This window comes from Alistipes sp. An31A, from assembly GCF_002159425.1.
In the GTDB taxonomy this organism is placed as follows: Bacteria; Bacteroidota; Bacteroidia; order Bacteroidales; family Rikenellaceae; genus Alistipes; species Alistipes excrementigallinarum.
Window position 1 is genome coordinate 1 of record NZ_NFIO01000016.1, and the last position, 14,217, is coordinate 14,217.

At 49.4% G+C, this 14,217-nt stretch carries 13 protein-coding genes and 1 pseudogene; 4 read left to right on the top strand and 10 right to left on the bottom strand.

Annotated features, from left to right (window positions below; genetic code table 11):
• Positions 1-264 precede the first annotated feature (264 nt).
• Positions 265-930 (top strand): annotated as a pseudogene (locus tag B5F90_RS11205) (transposase).
• 298 nt (positions 931-1,228) lie between these two features.
• Here the strand turns inward: B5F90_RS11205 and B5F90_RS10025 are convergent.
• Positions 1,229-2,281, bottom strand: coding sequence for a TIR domain-containing protein (locus B5F90_RS10025; protein ID WP_087362667.1), 1,053 nt, complete (start codon positions 2,279-2,281; stop codon positions 1,229-1,231).
• Between the two features lie 1,320 nt (positions 2,282-3,601).
• Here B5F90_RS10025 and B5F90_RS10035 point away from each other — a divergent pair.
• Complete coding sequence (locus B5F90_RS10035) at positions 3,602-4,195, top strand: PQQ-binding-like beta-propeller repeat protein (protein WP_087362668.1); 594 nt, start codon at positions 3,602-3,604, stop codon at positions 4,193-4,195.
• Between the two features lie 81 nt (positions 4,196-4,276).
• Here B5F90_RS10035 and B5F90_RS10040 read toward each other — a convergent pair whose 3' ends face one another.
• The 8 genes from B5F90_RS10040 to B5F90_RS10075 form a co-directional block, all read right to left on the bottom strand.
• Positions 4,277-6,079 carry a hypothetical protein gene (locus B5F90_RS10040; RefSeq protein ID WP_239307794.1) on the bottom strand — a complete coding sequence of 601 codons (1,803 nt, stop codon included), beginning with the start codon at positions 6,077-6,079 and terminating at the stop codon, positions 4,277-4,279.
• A gap of 252 nt (positions 6,080-6,331) precedes the next feature.
• Positions 6,332-6,745, bottom strand: a complete 414-nt coding sequence (locus B5F90_RS10045; protein WP_143256169.1) for a hypothetical protein — start codon at positions 6,743-6,745, stop codon at positions 6,332-6,334.
• Between the two features lie 8 nt (positions 6,746-6,753).
• Complete coding sequence (locus tag B5F90_RS10050) at positions 6,754-7,041, bottom strand: RyR domain-containing protein (protein ID WP_087362671.1); 288 nt, start codon at positions 7,039-7,041, stop codon at positions 6,754-6,756.
• A 71-nt stretch (positions 7,042-7,112) separates the two neighbouring features.
• Positions 7,113-7,940: a toll/interleukin-1 receptor domain-containing protein gene (locus tag B5F90_RS10055; protein WP_087362672.1), complete on the bottom strand. Its 828-nt coding sequence runs from the start codon at positions 7,938-7,940 to the stop codon at positions 7,113-7,115.
• Positions 7,941-7,949: 9 nt separating this feature from the next.
• Complete coding sequence (locus B5F90_RS10060) at positions 7,950-8,399, bottom strand: hypothetical protein (RefSeq protein ID WP_087362673.1); 450 nt, start codon at positions 8,397-8,399, stop codon at positions 7,950-7,952.
• Between the two features lie 9 nt (positions 8,400-8,408).
• A complete protein-coding gene (locus B5F90_RS10065) occupies positions 8,409-9,227 on the bottom strand; it encodes a hypothetical protein (RefSeq protein ID WP_087362674.1) in 819 nt (272 codons plus the stop codon).
• A 29-nt stretch (positions 9,228-9,256) separates the two neighbouring features.
• Positions 9,257-9,886: an NYN domain-containing protein gene (locus tag B5F90_RS10070; RefSeq protein ID WP_087362675.1), complete on the bottom strand. Its 630-nt coding sequence runs from the start codon at positions 9,884-9,886 to the stop codon at positions 9,257-9,259.
• 39 nt (positions 9,887-9,925) lie between these two features.
• Positions 9,926-10,618 carry a histidine phosphatase family protein gene (locus tag B5F90_RS10075; RefSeq protein WP_087362676.1) on the bottom strand — a complete coding sequence of 231 codons (693 nt, stop codon included), beginning with the start codon at positions 10,616-10,618 and terminating at the stop codon, positions 9,926-9,928.
• 66 nt (positions 10,619-10,684) lie between these two features.
• Between B5F90_RS10075 and B5F90_RS10925 the strand changes: the two genes are divergently transcribed.
• Positions 10,685-10,978 (top strand): hypothetical protein, encoded by a 294-nt coding sequence (locus tag B5F90_RS10925; protein ID WP_143256170.1) that lies wholly within the window; start codon positions 10,685-10,687, stop codon positions 10,976-10,978.
• A gap of 443 nt (positions 10,979-11,421) precedes the next feature.
• Here B5F90_RS10925 and B5F90_RS10080 read toward each other — a convergent pair whose 3' ends face one another.
• Positions 11,422-12,009 (bottom strand): Crp/Fnr family transcriptional regulator, encoded by a 588-nt coding sequence (locus tag B5F90_RS10080; RefSeq protein ID WP_087362677.1) that lies wholly within the window; start codon positions 12,007-12,009, stop codon positions 11,422-11,424.
• A gap of 141 nt (positions 12,010-12,150) precedes the next feature.
• Between B5F90_RS10080 and B5F90_RS11245 the strand changes: the two genes are divergently transcribed.
• Positions 12,151-14,151, top strand: a complete 2,001-nt coding sequence (locus B5F90_RS11245; RefSeq protein ID WP_162607784.1) for a PL29 family lyase N-terminal domain-containing protein — start codon at positions 12,151-12,153, stop codon at positions 14,149-14,151.
• Positions 14,152-14,217 lie beyond the last annotated feature (66 nt).

Consider the following 14,217-nt stretch of genomic DNA (forward strand, 5'->3'; position numbering starts at 1 on the left):
CAAGGCAAGGACGAAGTTGACCGAAATCCTGTACATCTTCTTTGGCATCCACACGGCGAATGCAGTACAGCTCGTCCGGCGGGAAGTCAACGAAATTGCTCAGGCTGCCTGATGTTCGAGGTGAATGAGAAACGGCCCTTTCACTGGAGTATTGGCTCCAGTTGGGTCCAAAAATGAAAAAAGGGGCTCCGAAACGGAGCCGAAAATATAAAAAGATGAGTTCAATCGGAAAAATTACCGGGACAGTCTGCCGATTGACTCATAATGACGGAATTAAACGACTGTCCCTATGTAGTGCTCGCCGTGCGTGAAGACAAGCGGCGTGAAGTGCTTGGGATCTTCAACAAACCCACGGAGAGCGCCCTGGGCTGGGGCGAGATGCTCGCAGAGCTGCAGGAACGAGGCGTTCGGAAGATCGGCCTGGTGTGTGCCGACGGGCTGAAGGGTCTGGAGGATGTCATCAGTGCGGTCTTTCCCGGAACCCCGCTGCAACGCTGTACGACGCACTTGAAACGCAATCTGCTGAGCTGCGTGCGCAACGGCGACAAGGGAGAGCTGGCCGAGGATCTGCGGCAGCTCTTCCGTACGGGGGATCGCAGCTATACGGTAGAGAGAGCCTGGGAACAATGGCAGACACTCTGTGAGAAATGAGGGCAGGATTACCGCAGTTTTCGACGACGGGCGGAGGATCCGGCCTACAAAGCCTACTTCACCTATCTGAACTACGAGGCAAGGATTCAGTCGATGATCTACACGACGAACTGGATCGAGCGTCTGCAGAAGGATTTTCGACGGGTTACACGCATGCGGGGAGCCATGCCCAGCGAGGAGTCGGTACTGCTGCTGATGGGTAAAACGGCCATGGATAAGAAATCCTATCTGAGGCCGGTGCCGCGGATCGACCTGGATCGGGAATTATTCCCCGAGTGAAGACTATAACACAAAAATAAGATCCACACGCCGCGGCGTGTGGATCTGAAAACAAGAATCGCTATATTTGCATATCTGAAGAGTCTGAAGGCACCTTCTTAGACACACTTTTTGAAACACTACCTCTGCAGAGGCACGGAACCATCTACAAAATAGGAAATAAATGAATTATTTCCAATAGCCATCCTAAACATCCTTTCACAATTTACAACAAGAAGTTAACATATTGAATCATATTCCTCAAAGATAATATGTAATAATTCCATTAATGATAAACTTGTCTACGGATAAAATTAAGTTATTCAAACAAAGACATAGAGCCACTGTAAAGACTCATTGTTAATAATCTTGTGATAATAGAGTTGAGATCATTTATGTTTTCGTCTTTAACTATAAATATCCTTTTTTTATTCTTAGTAAATAATGTTAGTATATCTGATGATATTCTATCATTTAAACCTATTGCAAACTTTTTTGAACTCCTAAAAAAAGGATTATTCCAGAGTTTCTCAATATTAGATAAATATTCATCAGTAGGAGTTCCATCTGTAATCAAGAAAATTACTGAAGGCATATATCCTGAATAAATATTATTATAAGAAAATAATTTATCTTTTGACATCGCATTATTTAATTCACGACATGCATCCCCAAAATTCGTTAAGCCATTGGCATTGATTGGTATCCACCGGAAGCATTCAATATTAATAGGTGCATCGTACATCCAATGGCAACCAGAACTATATTGAAGTACATTAACTAAAATCTCTACATCAGGATTTATAATTTCAAAATTCTTAATTACAGAATCTAAAGTAATATTTAAAGTGTCTATTTTTTCCCCGAACATACTACCGGAGCTATCGATTAAGAATAAAAGATAAACAATCTTTCCTCTTCCAAACTCGTCTTCAAAAAATTTAGGATATGAGTCTTTGGTTTTTTTATCAGAACTCCATGTTTTTATATTACTATGAAATTTCTCTAACTGTTCTTTGATATGAATATCTATAACATCGATAGAACCAAAGTTAAACAAATACCACCCTTGGGGTATGCATTTATCAAGATTAAGAGGGATTATTTTTTTCCCTCTTTTTTCAGCATATGTTATCTCTTTTTGGGTATATTTTGAAGCCATTGAGTTATTGGACAGGAGAAATATAAAGTAGTCGGAATTGTCAATAGCAGAAATAATAACATTAACGAAATCTTCTCCACTTTCAATGCCATCAAGATCCATCCAACATATTTTCCCAGTTAAATTTTCAATATCTTCTTTTATAGATTTAGCCATATTAAGATCCTTACGACTATAACTAATAAAAGCGATGTATTTTTTCTTATCCATAACTTATATGTATTTTATAAAAGACGACTAGCATTTTCTATTTATAATAAATACAGTAGATCATATAATAATTCATAAGATAATTAATTAAATCCTTATTATAAATTACCGTTAAATTTCTAGACGACAAGCGATGTTGTAAAGATAATTATATAGATTGTTTTCATCTAAATCATATTTCTTGTAAATATAAAAATACCATGTTGATTTATCAATATTTATTATTATATGCATCTAGAGTTGATTTATTTAAAAGTCTCGCAAGTCTTCTGATGATTAATATCTTCAATCTTGATCTGTGATAAAACAAATAACATTAATATAAATTTTTGTTTATCCAAAAATATGTTCACTAGATACACTATTCTTTATCAAAAACCTAATTGCATTTTTTTGCAAAATGATGAATGCTCTTTTACGTTTAAATATTAGATAGCCATACAATAGTATATTTGCTTATAAAGTTAGCATTTATAAATAACAATCAATATTTCTCAAATAGAAAGTTTATTTTATTAAAGTCATATTTCCTATGTTATTTGTTTAAGGATATCACCAACTTTCAGAATAGATGCTACTAAGCCTGTTATTATATCTTTATCATCCCCAACATCCGACTCTACAAGGCTGGCACTACTATACCGAAAATTATGGAAATAACCGGTGTCAAGGCAAAACAAGCCATATACATTTACTTGGCAGAAGAGAATATTCAACCTGACAGATAGTAATATTTTGCCTGACTCAACACTAGGTATAAACATATTGGCTCATATCCTTATCATAATATAAATTAATAACACATAAGAATTTCATTATAGTAGATCAATTGAAGGGGAAGGTTTCTTAAAAAAACACTCCAAGTTTCTCAACAAGTATGAAAAGATAATCAGTGCTTCATCCTATGAATTACTTGTTTGGAATATGAGCCGTGAATATAATAAACATAGTAATAGTCGTTATGAAATGAATTCTGATAGCTCAAGAATAATTGATAATAGGTAGACAATACTAGAATTATTTATGACGCATTGACAAGGACAAAAATTGCTGAATTAAAACATAACCACAAAATTTGGACTGCTGAATTTAGTCACGATGGTACAAAGATTGTCACCTCATCGGCTGACAGTACTGCTAAATATGGGATGCAAGTACCGGTAAACAATTGTTAAACCTTATTGGACATCCCGGACAAGTTGATTATGCATCATTTGCCGCGATGACAGAAAAGTTTTCACTAAATCAGTAGATTCTACAGGCCAACCATCGGATGCTAATTCTGGAGAAATATTGTTAACACTTAATCCAGTTCTCTCAATGGAGACGCATAATAGCATTGGGTTTGCGAGGATAAGTTCAGATGGAACAAAAATAGACGTAATATATCAAAATTTAGGCACAAAAAGAGATTGTTATGGAGAAGAGAAGAAATATGACATAGATTATTTGTATGTTTTCAATGCTGAAACAGGGAATTTCATATGGTCGGCTAATGCAGACGGAGGAGATCAGGGATCGGTTATAATAAGCTCCAATGGTAAAGCTATTTTAGTCGGTAAGGCCGATAAGAGATATTTATATGATTTTAATACAGGTGAATTACTTCATGAATATCAGAACTTTGAAGGAGATGGGGAATTAATCTTTGGCGATGACGATACCGAATTTATCATATATAATGATTTGTTTGCTGCATACAGATATAAAAACCTTACTGGCAAACTCCTTCTTAAGTTTGACCTATCTACACATCGGGCATTCCCATCCAAGTATGACGATGGGGATGTTAAGGATTTTAAAAGTTCTTTATGGGTGCTTACGGATATTCAATCAATGATTAACAGGGGTAATGAAATATTAAATGGTTACGAACTATCAGAGGACGATATGCATAATTATTACCTCGAATAGATATTAATAGAAGAAAGATTATCGGTTTCAAAAAAGTGTGCCCAAAGAATTTTTTCAGACACACTTTTCTGAAACATTGCTTTATTGTTCTGCCACAAGCGGCAGACACTCCGAAATGCAGCGGTCGTAATCTTTCGTACCTTCAGCCAACTCGCAGTAGGGACGAATATTGGTGTGGATGAAGCGTTTCTCCTTGTACTCCTTGCGGACAGCCTTGTCCCGACATCGAAGCTCCTCCTCGGGGGTCGGCTTGCGGTAGCCCAGCAGGAGTTTCTCCATGTTCCACCGATTGTGCTCCACCTCGGCCAGCAGTTCGATCTGTTCCTTTGTCAATCGCATGGGCGGTGTCGCCCCGAAGCCCAGCGAGCGCAGCTTTATGTCGACCGAATCGGCGCAATAGAAATTCGACCACTGAAGTGCTACGGGCAGTTTGTCCCATTTCTGTTGCAACTCATGGTCCGATGGCGCAGCCGACGGGCTTGTGCCATATGTGCCCTTGTAATCGTAGATGTAGTTGACGAGTTGTGCCCGGCGAGTGTTGCGGCGATCCAAGTCGAACGAGTTGGCCAGCATCCCGAACGGGAAGACATGCGAATAGCGGTTCAGCGGTTCCTTCTTGAGACGGTTGTTGAGCAGGTCGAGCAGCGCACTCGAGGTCTCCTGCCGCACGAAAACCGGGATATTGCGTGCATAAATCACGTCGGGCAGGTAGAGCCCCATGGCCATCGCTTGCGGCGGGAAGTTCAGGCAGATGGCGATCGACAGCTGTTGTTTGGGATCCCCGGCCCACTTCGCCAACAGTTGCTGTACGGCAGGCGTCTCGGCACGCCCCTTGATAAACTCGAACTCCACGTCGAGAAAATCCGTCCGGGGACCGTAATCCCAGTTCGGCGGGAGGATCCGCTCCTCGTCGGGACGTGTCATGTCCCGATAGTGGCTCGGTGCCAGGTCGAAATAGTGGCGGTAACGGCCGCGGAAGAAGTTCATCTCCTCGTCAGCCGCAGAGTCGATGAACGTAATCCGGCTCTTCAACCGCGGATTGCGGCAGAAGTTCGGGAAGTGGAGCAGCTGCGCCGCCTCAACCCCCAGAGCCACGCCCACGCGGCTCATGCCGATGATGACCAGATGGACCGTTTGGTCGCACTCCCGCGTGATCGGTTCACGGTCCAGAGCCGGGTATTCGACCTTTGTAGCACCCTCTTCGTAACACCGCTTCACGAGCAGTTTCTTGGCCCACTCCTCGTAGAAGTTGAAGGGGTGGAAGTCGATCTGCTTGCGCCACTCCTCGGCCAGGTCCGAGATTTGGAACGCGGCGTAGGTGGTCTGGTACTCGAACAGCACCGAAACCGGGATGCGCAGACTGTTCCGCGTCTTGCTGTGGATGGCCACGATCTTCTGGAGCGAATCGATGTTGAGCGAATCGTGGTCGTATTCGTTTGCCTCGCCGATCAGAAAGATCTCGCGGGCGCGGGTCGTACAGAGCTTTTCCAGTTCTTCGGTCGAGTTGCGCTGGGCGTGCAGCACCAGAATACGCCGTTCCTGCCGGGCATCGAGCACCGTGTGGATGCGGTTGCGCACCTTGGCGGCGGGTTGTACGCTTTGGATCAGGATATAGCAATTCCCGTAACGGGGTTCCGAGCAGATTTGCCGCACGAGCATCGGCACCATCTCGTCGAAACCGATGACCACGACATGATTCTCGAGCGGATAGGCGATCTCGCCCTCGCGGTAGCGTTCGACGCGTCGTTCCAACATGTTCGATACCACCGAGATCAAGAGGCCCGTAAAGAGCAGCAGTCCCAGAATAGCCACTCCCAGCGAGAACCAGCGCAGTTCGGGCGTGACGTTGGCCACGCTGCCCGGGTCGATAAACAAGCAGATCAATTGCAGCAGGCGCCCCATCGGGACATCGCTGCCGCCGGCACCCTGCGGCGAATCGGGTGTCGCTGCGTCCGAAGGCTCCGGAAAGGAGAAGAACCAGCTGACCAGATAGATCACCCCGAAGAAGAGCAGCAAAATCCCGACCAGCCAGGCAAACTGCTTGCGGCCTCGCCCCGAGAAGGCCCGATCGAAGCCCAGTGTAAAAAATCGTTTCAGCGAGTTCTTCATGGATAGCTGCTTGGGTTAACCAATGGATTACTTGAGGCCCCGGAGCTCCTTTTCCAGCTTGGCCAGTTCGACCTCCTTGCGTTTTGCTTCAATGTCGGGATCCGGCTGGACCGTCTCCCGCTGTTTATCCTGAATCGCCCGTTCGTGGCGAACAGCCTCCTGATAGAGCGTCAGCTCGGTCTCCGAGAACTTCTGGCGGCTTTCCGAATAGATCTCCAGCAACCGTTTGCAGCAGTAGCCCAGCCAACACAGGGCGCATACGGCAACAAGAGCCCAGATCACAAGGACAAGCACGCCAAAGCAGATCGGCTTGTCGCGGTAAAAATAGACGATGCCGGCCAGCGCCACCAGCGCAACAGCCAACAATCCGTAAAGGGTCTGTTTGAACAGTCGGGCCACGTTTTCGGGCCGTTCGGTAAAATGGGGTGCATTCGATTCCATAGGGGCGGTTATTTGTGGATCTTGAATCCGAGTTTGAGAATCAGTTTGAGGGTCTGCACGGCGGTCTGACGGTCGTATTCGCGTTCGGCATCGGGCAGCTCCTCATAGGGCACCAGGCACGGGTGCGTCTTCTGCTTGTCATCGCGCTGCTCGCCATAAGTCCAGCCCTCGGCGATTCGCCCCTGCGCCCAGACCTCATGCACGTTGCGGGCCATCCATTCGATCAATTCATCAAGTTCCTTCGGCAATTCAACATCCCGCGTATCGAGCGGAGCGGGGGTATACGTTTGGTTCATCGTTTGGTTTATGATTTTAATATATGCAAGTTACAAAATTTAATTTAATCATTTGACTATATGGAGTCGTATTATTCAGCAACAGACGATTCAACATTGTGATTATTTTGTTGAACATCAATCTCGACCAGTCGATTCGCGATTGTTAAGGCGCTTGTTTTAATATCCATTTTGCAAACATTTATTCCAGCATGATATCTAAAACACTCAAATACAATTGGGGGCAGGTCCAACAGCTCGTCGTAATCAAACTTTTGTGAGGCCCATATTGGAATCACACGTTGCTCTTGCATTGAATGATTGATCTTCATAGCACATTGTATTTCAAAATATTGGAAAGAGTTCTCTTTGAGATTTTCATCAATAAAGATCAATACATATCCATTGTCTGAAGACTTCCTTAATTGTTGTTTGATTTCAGACGCAAAATCCGCCCCTTCCATCAAATCATATTTATCATAGAACATCTGAAAATCATTCTTTTTAAGTGCATGAATAGTCATCTGAACAAGTGCATCTAATTGTCTTGGGGCCGATATAAAAACAGTAGATCGTCGTTTAAAATTCTTGACAGCGAGCATTTGAGCCTCAATAGGGGCATCCAATTCGATAATCTCATAAGGTCGATTTGTGCTAACAATATGATTTATCTCAAACTTAACCCAATCTGATGTTTTAGCATGCTCGCTGGCACATAAAATAAATCGTTGCCGGCTGTCAATTTCCTCCTTGATTAATGTTTTTGTCAATTCTTCATATTTCTCATTCTCCAGACATTTCAAAAAGAACATCAATGGACGATAACCTTCTTGTTCCAAAAGATTACGAACTGTTCTAACTTTTTCATAATCGAGATGCGAATGAGAAAGAAAAACATATATTTCATTATCCTTATTCATAATACGAAATTAAGAAAAAATATAGATTAAACGTTCATCTGTAAGGTTTTCAATCCTATAAAAAGTTGTACGATTATTTTCTATTATTTGACTGATCAGCGTCAGCAGACTGGCAGCCTCGACCGGCTGGTCGCGCAGAATGGCGATCTCGCTCAAGGTTTGCAGAATCCCGATACCGACCGCATCGCCGCCCATGCCCAGCGCATTCCGCGTCTCGAAGGCAAAGCGCAGGGCTCCATCCGCCATCGGGTAGTTCTCCATCCGGTATTGCGCCATGCCGAATAACCGCATCGCCTCCGAGTAGAGCAACGAGTCGTTCAGTCCTTGCCGCTCCATTTTGCCCAGAAGCTTATCGGCATGCTCGCTAGCCTCCAGGTCGCGCCCGGCATCGTATAGCGCCTGCACCTCGGCCAGCATCTCGTCGTAGCACGACGTATTCTCCGTATCGTTTGCTGCCATCGTAGTCCCTTATTTTTCAAAATCCGCCGGGCCGTATGCGCCCGGAATATCCCCATCTCCGACCGTGAAACGAACGGCAGTCATTAACTCGCCCAAAAACGAAACCTCCAGCCGGTAGTCATCCTCCGGCCACTCTTCCCGATCGAACAATGCCTGCGCCACAACGGCCCGCTCCGTCTGCGAGTAATACATCGGTTGTACCTTGGCCTTAAGCCGATGAATTCGACGGTCTGCCGAATCTCGGAGCGTGAAAAAGATTTCGTAGCGGTCGTCCTTGATCGGCTGGTGCACGTCGAATACACACCGGACCGCAACGCCACTGAAAGTCTCGCCAGCAAAGCTCCGCAGGGAAGTATCACGCAAGGGGTCTTGCTGCTCTTTCTTGTACAAGTGAATATGTACCGGCGTCAAGTAATCCCGCGCCTCGCCCGGCAGCAGCAGGAACGAACGGTCTGCTACGTCCCATTCCCGGCAATCCTCAATATAGACGTTGATTTCCGCACCTTCCGGAGCCAGCCGCAGTTGCTCTGGGAAAAGTCGCTCCCGCGGAAAGGTTGCAGCATAACGATCCTCGCATTGATATTCCCGGTTGATGCTTCTCCGACAAAAGAGATTTTGCCCGACGTGCGTCAGATAGACCTTGAACGGCAGCGAAGCTCGTTTCGAATAGAAAATACACTCGAAGATCACACGCCAGCGCGGGACGCTTCTGGCAAAACAGAATACGCTCCGCTTGAAATCCAGCGTCTCCCCATCCACGCACAAAGTCGTGTGCAGGGCTTGAGGCTGAAAATTCTCGAAAAGATCCTCGGGGTTATTGATATTCATGTCGTTCAAGGTTTACGGGAGGTTACTCTTTATTCGCTCTTCACGCGGCGGCACAGACGCCCGAGCAACTCGCGGTCGGCAGCAACCAGCTCACTTAACTCAACGTGCGTGCAGGCCTCGTCCTTCAACAACTTCGACGTGGCCGACGAGTTGCTGTCAACATCCCACGTGAGCAGCACGGCATGAATCTTCAATGCCTTCAACTTGCGGATCAGCATCTCGTGGTCAGCATCGCCCGTGATGAGCACCACGTAGTCAAACTTGCGGATGACCGACAACTCGTAGGCCTCCAGAGCAAACCATACGTCGATGCCCTTCTCGATAACCGTCGTCTCGCCGTCGTGCTGCACCTCGCGCAGGTGTTTGTAGTGGAAGATCACGTCGTTTTCGATCAACGCATCCTCGAAGCGCCGCTCCTTGTAGAGCAGGTGCTTGTTGTTGGCATCATAGACGCGGTAACGGCCACGGAAGTAGTGGCTCTCGGTGATGTGGCAGTCCGACAGGGCGTGGCCGCCGATGCGGGACACCTGCTGACGCACGAGGTACATCAGGCTGCCCATATCGATATTGAGCGACGCCTGCGCAGCAAGCGCCTCGTTCACCTTGGCGTAGTAGCCTCCATCGATAAACAGGCCGATGGATCGGTATGTGTTTTCCATAGGTTTTTCTTGGATATTTAGTGGAATTTATATGCTGGTTTATTCTGCTTCGTCAGGCTCGGACAGGCGGATGGGACGACGGCGAATCGGTGCCTCGGGATTCCGGGCCAGCGGGGTCAGAAGCCGGTATTCGTCGCCCGTCTCGTCCAGTTCCAGAATCGTCAGGGCGCAGTTCGCAGGTGAACGCATCTCCTCGAACTCCTCGACCGTCAGATGAAACCACCGCATGACAAAGAGCCGGATGGCCAGCGAATGGGTAATCAGCACGCAATTGCGGGGATAGTCTGGGTCGCGAAAATCACGGTGCAGCGAGCCCAGCAGGTCGTTGATGCGGTCGTAGACATCCGTGCCGGCCTCGCCGCCCGGGAAACGGTAGTAGAAGGCACCATAGGCGGTTCGCTCCGCCTTCAGCCGTTTCAACTCCCCGTAGGTACGCAAGTAACCCCACTCCTGCTCCCGCAGGCGCGGCTCCTCGCTGTAACGAAACTGGCTTCGGGGAAAGGAGCGGACGATGTTCTCAAAGGTCGAGCGGGTTCGCCAGAACGGCGAAATGTAGAAATAGACCGATTCGTCACCCAGCAACTCCTTCAATGCGCGCCCGGCCTGACGGGCCTGCTCAATACCCTTTGCCGTCAACTCAATTGTGTAGTCGGGCTCCGTGGCGAATTTGCTTTCGTCGTTGTTCGCATGGCATTCGCCATGCCGAATCAGGATGATGCGGCGCGGTTTCATCGGTCTGGGTCAGGATGGGTTTATACAAATTTACGGATTTTTACTCAATCGCACAACCATATACACATGAAAACGGGAAGGCATGAGCATCCGACAGTTCAAAACAACGTCGGTAACATGTACGAGGAGAGGCTGGTCGCGTTTCATGGTCTGGATGCCGTCAGGAAACAACCCAAATTATTTGATTGTGCCATTCGTCTTTTTTGCGGCGATTCGATTCCTTTTCGAGGTGGAGCAAAATCGGAAGGCATCTGCTTGCTTTTCAAAATAAAAGGTTATCTTTGCATCGTAGTAGGAAATCGACCCCGTGAAACCCTGCAAAATGGTGCGGTTTTTCGGTGGAGCAACCGCGGGAGATAATCCCTTTTGCTGAGATCCAATTCAAAGAGATACAGCCACTTAATCAAATAGTTCGATTCCTGGTGGTACCACACGAAAGACCCGATTTCAGATTGAAATCAGGTCTTTTTGTTTTTCCGTACTGCTCTCGGCGGCAAAAAGAGTCCGGAGCAACCGGAATCCCCCACCACAGGGCAACTCTCCGGAACAATATCCCGGGCAGCGAACATCGGATAATGGCAGCGACACAGGCGCGGGCAAACAGGCGTAGGCAAACACCGCAGACAAAAAGTCTTGGACGAACTGGCGCGGACAAACGTCGCTGGTAGACAGGCGGATAAGCAGGCGAAAACAAATGCCGCGGACAGACAGGCCGGGCAGAGAGTTGCGGACAAATACCGGGACAAATCGCCGGAGGCAAATCGCCAAAGATGAATCGCCGGAGGGGGGGGGCGAACGGGTGACTATGAATGCTTGTCGCGGAGCTGCTGCTTGAGCCGGCAGAGGTGCTGCGGCGTAATCTCCAGATAGGAGGCCAGCACGCGGTCGGTTACCGCCTCGACAATCTCCGGCCGATTCTTCAGCACGGCCTGGTAACGCTCCATGGCCGAGCCGTTGATGAGCGAAAGCTTCCGCTCGCAGATGCAGATTTGGGCCGATGCCAGGCTGAACATCCAGCGGGCGAACTCGTCCGAGCCGTTGATGAACGAATAGAAGGTTGCACGGTTCATCCGCAGCAGTGTGGCGGGTATCTTGCAGGTTTCGGCCATCAGAAAGGCCGGTGCGTCGAGGTAAAACGAGAGCGGCGACATGAATATCGTACCGGGAGAGGCAAAGCCGAAGGTCGACTCCTTGGCGTCGTCCACATGGAAAAGCCGCACGATGCCGCTCTTGACGCAGAACACGTCGGTGCAGATTTTTCCGAAATCGATGATGCGGCGGCGCGGTTTGACCTGAATCTCCTCCATCGCCCCGAGAAAGCGCTCCACAAGGGCGTCGGAGGGCATGAACTTACACTCTTCCTTGACCAGTTGTTTCAAATCCTTGTTCATGCACGCAATATTAACCATAATCTGCCGAAAATGCAAAATCTGGAGGCATGAACTTAGGTTAACGATTTTTTGCGTATAAATCATTTATTTTGTATACGAAACTCATCTTAATATATATTACCTATGAAACAGCTTGCCCCAATGAAATTGCTGCGCTGCCTGCTGGCGGCAATGCTGACGCTCTCACTGACCTTCTGCTCCTACGACGACTCAGACCTTTGGAAGTCTGTAAACGGACTTTCGGAGCGGCTCGACCAGCTGGAAAAGTCGATGCAGGAGGAGATTGACGCATTGAAAACCATCATCGAAAAACTCAACCAGAAGGAGGTCACCGTAGACTCGGCCGTGCAGACCGGAAACGGATGGACCATCACCTTCTCCGACGGCACGACCGTCACCATCGACATGAGCGGTTCGGGCGACTGGTCCCCGGCCATCATCGTCGTCGAGGAGGAGGGCGACTACTGGTGGGCCTACAAGAACCCCGAAGGCACCGTTGTCTTCCTGACCGACCAGGAGGGCAACCGCATTCCGGCCGCTGCCGTGGCGCCCCGCGTACGCATCAACCCCGAGACCGAAACGTGGGAAATCTCGGCCGACGGCGGAGTGACGTGGGAGGATACCGGCGTCGCAGCCTCGGGCGAAGACGGGAAGAGCCTCTTCAAGGATGTCCGCTTCGAGAACGGCATGCTGGTCATCGAGCTGATGGACGGCACCGTTGTCAACCTTCCGGTCACCCAGCAGCTGAGCTTCTCATTCGACACGGAGGGTCCGCTGGAGTTCTCCTTCGGCGAGACCGTCGCCGTCGACTACACCATGACGGGCGCCGTGAATACCCAAATCAGCAAGCCCGACGGCTGGAAGGTAGCCTTCAAGGAGGATAAAATCGAGATTACGGCCCCGGTCGAGGAGAACACCTTCGCCGAGACGGAGGGCAAGGTTTCGGTCATCGCCCTCTCGGCCGCCGGTCTGAGCGCCTACGGTGAAATCGGCGTCCGGATTGCCGCTCCCGTGGCGGATGCCGTCGACCTGAACGCCAACGGCGCCTATGCCAACTGCTACATCGTCACGCAGCCCAACACCACCTATCAGTTCGATGCCACCGTCATGGGCACCGGCATCGCCACTGCGGGTCTTGATGCCCCCGTCAAGTTGGAACCCAAGGATGTGATGGTGCTGTGGGAGACCGGCTCGGAGGCCGGCGGTGTCATCGCCAGCGTCGAGTTGACGAAGGAGGGCAAGGTGCTCTTCACCACCTCGGGAACCATCAACGGCAACGCCGTCATCGCCGTAACGGACGGCGAGCCCGTCACGGAGCCCTATCCGCGCAAGCGGGGCACCATCCTCTGGAGCTGGCACATCTGGGCAAACAGCGAGGTGAAGGATGTGGCCTGCACCAACGCCGAGGGTGAGCAGTTCACCATCATGGACCGCAACCTGGGCGAATGGACCCAGCCCGAAGGGAGCCTCTCCTCGTACGACGGCCTCAAGTACCAGTGGGGCAGAAAGGACCCCTACGTAGGCTTCAACAGCGGAGGCGCGCTCATGGATGGCTCGGTCGTCTACACCGACACGGACTACCAGCCCATGGTGGGATACGCCACCTCGACCACGTCGGATGCCGCCACGCTGCTGGAGGCCATCCAGTACCCCGAGATGTTCTTCACGGGCACCTACAACAACATGTTCGACTGGTACGGTCTGGGCGGTTCGGACGATGCCGAGACGCTCACCCACCGCAACGACCACCTCTGGGGCAACCCCGACGAGACGGCCCCTGTCAAGACCATCTTCGACCCCTGCCCCGAGGGATACATGGTGGCACCACTGAAGGTCTTCACGGGCTTCACCGCAACGGGCGCTGCAGCATTTGACTCGTCGTCCATCCTCTCCGATGGTTCGTTCAACAACGGCTGGACCTTCACCAACGCCCACTCGTTCTTCCCCGCCGCGGGACAGATGGCCAACAATTCGGGTGTCCTCCGCCTCATTCCCGGCCCCCAGGGACGCGAAGGATACTACTGGACCTCGTCCGTTGACGAAGGAAGCTCGAAGATGGTCGACTTCAACGCCAACTACGTGATGTTCAATTCGAACAAGCGGGCTTCGGGCTGCAGCGTACGCTGCGTCCGGGTTCTCTGAGAGGCGACAATCGTAGAGGCCGGACATGCGGAAACCGGCCTACGCGAGGTGACGAAGGCCGGACGG